At 36.0% G+C, this 2,226-nt stretch carries 3 protein-coding genes; all 3 read left to right on the top strand.

Going from position 1 to position 2,226, the window contains the following annotated elements:
- The first annotated feature begins 579 nt into the window (after nucleotides 1-579).
- From H592_RS0111480 to H592_RS22160, 3 genes are read left to right on the top strand one after another with little or no spacing between them, the layout of a single operon-like run.
- The gene (locus H592_RS0111480) at nucleotides 580-816 is read left to right on the top strand and encodes a hypothetical protein (protein WP_028868894.1); all 237 of its coding nucleotides are present in this window, start codon (nucleotides 580-582) and stop codon (nucleotides 814-816) included.
- A gap of 40 nt (nucleotides 817-856) precedes the next feature.
- Complete coding sequence (locus tag H592_RS0111475; protein ID WP_028868893.1) at nucleotides 857-1,162, top strand: helix-turn-helix domain-containing protein; 306 nt, start codon at nucleotides 857-859, stop codon at nucleotides 1,160-1,162.
- Nucleotides 1,140-2,078 (top strand): reverse transcriptase family protein, encoded by a 939-nt coding sequence (locus H592_RS22160; RefSeq protein ID WP_037071692.1) that lies wholly within the window; start codon nucleotides 1,140-1,142, stop codon nucleotides 2,076-2,078. Before H592_RS0111475 ends, H592_RS22160 begins: the two co-directional genes overlap by 23 nt.
- Nucleotides 2,079-2,226: the final 148 nt, after the last annotated feature.

Below are 2,226 nucleotides of genomic sequence, written 5' to 3'. Positions count from 1 at the left end.
AAAAAAAATCCCCAACCTTAAATAAGATTAGGGATTATGATCTATCTGGAAGATCGTTCAAGTTTTCTTATTAGATCCTTAACCGATCGGCATTACCATTTAGGTAGCCTTTTTTATTTCGTAAAATCGGGCGTTATGGTAAATATAGAAAATAGATAACGGCAATTAAAGCCTACAAAAACACCTTTTTTTTGACTCTCAGTCAAAAAACTTTGTTTTAAACGTTTTTTTGTGTATTATATGTCCTGTACAGGGTGTACCACCCTGATGTATTTAAAAGTTTAAACCTAATATTGAACAAGATTGTGACTCTTTTGAGTCGATTGCTTTAAATTGCAATCTACTACCCAGGCAAAGTTTATCGTACGTAGTTCCCGTTACGACGAATAGCTAAGAAATCGTTACGACGAATAGCTAAGAAACCGTTACGACGAATAGCTAGAAAGTTAAATTTCGACTGGTAAGCGCTTTACAAGCGCTAAATGAGTGACCTGCGCTGTCTATGCCATTTCTATTCAGTTTAATATTGTGTTGTCGACTGGTGTAATTTTGCACTGACTAGACATAGGTTTGAAAATTATGATTAATCAAGAACTTTTAAAAAGCTCAATTGAATCCCTAAAAATGATCCAATCTGAGCTACATGATGACATAGACAGTAGTGAACGTATTGAGTTAGGCCGGATAATTAAAGAACTTGAAAGTTGTAATACAAATATAACCCCTCGCCAATTGTTAATTATAGTCGACAAGGTTATTTCTTGGATTCCTGCTGTAGAGCGTCTTGTTAAAATCCTGCTTGAACTAGGGCAGTAAGTCGTTTGCAGCAGGTCACGTATTTTTCTAGGGGAACACAATGAATATTAGTAAAGCACTTAAGCTTTGCAGGACACAAAAAGGTATAACAAAAACTAAACTGGCTGAACTGGCAGAGGTTTCTGTATCTTATATATCCCTATTAGAACAAGGGAAAAGGGATCCAAACGTAACCACCGTCAATAAAATTTGTAGTGCGTTAAACATTCCTGCAAGTATCTTTATGTTTTTAGCCTCCGATGTGAACGAACTTAACGGGATTAGTAGTGAATTAGCTGAAAAGCTATCATTGACCGCGCTGCAATTAATAGAGGCTGATAGCAATGATACCTCTTTACCCTCATAAGCCTATAGCTAGTTTAAATTCATTAGCTAAAGCACTTGGTACAACTTCAGATACATTATCCAATCTAACTGCCAATTCTGATAAATATTTTTATCTAACCAAGGTTATAAATAAACCAGATGGTTCAGTAAGAAATACTTATGACGTTAAACCTGAGTTAAAGAAATTTCATGAGCGGATTAATACTTTTTTTTTGAAACAGGTGAAATACCCAAACTTTTTACACGGTAGTTTGAAGGGTAAAGATTACATTAGTAATACTAAAGAGCACACAAATAAAAAAGTAGTGATAAGTACTGATGTATCAAATTTTTTCCCCTCCATAAGTAAAAAAACAATTCATGAAGTATGGGTTGGGGTATTTAACTTTTCACACACTGTTGCGGACTGTTTATCAGAGTTAGTAACACATAAAGGTTTTTTAGTTCAGGGTAGTAAGGTAAGTAGTTATCTTGCTAATTTAGTGCTTTGGGGTAGGGAGTCTAAGCTTGTTTGTTTCTTTAATAAAAAAGGTTATGTGTACACTAGATACGTAGATGATATAACTATTTCCTGCGATAGAAACTTAACAAAAATAGAGATAGCAGATATTACGAGTCAAGTTTATGCCATGCTTAAAAGCATAGACGTTGCTCCAAATAGAAAGAAGTATGCAGTGATGACAAATGGGAACAGTCAGAGTGTCCATAGGCTCAATGTAAATCGTTCCGTCCCAACCATGTCAAAGTCAGAAAGAGCTAAAATAAAATCAGCGGTGTTTGAATGTGAAAGCAAAGCTGCAGAAAATAGAGGCACTCACGAATATATAAAACTTTATAATCAAACAATGGGACGAGTTAATAGCATGAAAAGATTGCACTCAGATTTAGGCGATAAGCTAATTTCAAGACTAAAGTGCGTAAAGCCTACTCCATAAGGTTTTCCTCCTATCTTATATTCACACCTCTATTATGGTAAATAGCCATTTTTTCGGTCGCGGTAGGAATGGTCATTACTGACCACCCCCCGCACAGATCCGGACGTGCGCTGCTAACGCATCCGGCTCCTACCTCGGGTATTTGGCG

Source organism: Psychromonas arctica DSM 14288 (assembly GCF_000482725.1).
Classification (GTDB): Bacteria; Pseudomonadota; Gammaproteobacteria; order Enterobacterales; family Psychromonadaceae; genus Psychromonas; species Psychromonas arctica.
Note: the sequence above shows the minus strand (reverse complement) of the source record. Positions and strands in the feature narration are given on the sequence as shown.

What these genes read in the sequence shown, in the direction of transcription:
- H592_RS0111475 (WP_028868893.1), top strand. Translation starts at nt 857, where the DNA reads ATGAATATTAGTAAAGCACTTAAGCTTTGCAGGACACAAAAAGGTATA.
- H592_RS22160 (WP_037071692.1), top strand. Translation starts at nt 1,140, where the DNA reads ATGATACCTCTTTACCCTCATAAGCCTATAGCTAGTTTAAATTCATTA.
- H592_RS0111480 (WP_028868894.1), top strand. Translation starts at nt 580, where the DNA reads ATGATTAATCAAGAACTTTTAAAAAGCTCAATTGAATCCCTAAAAATG.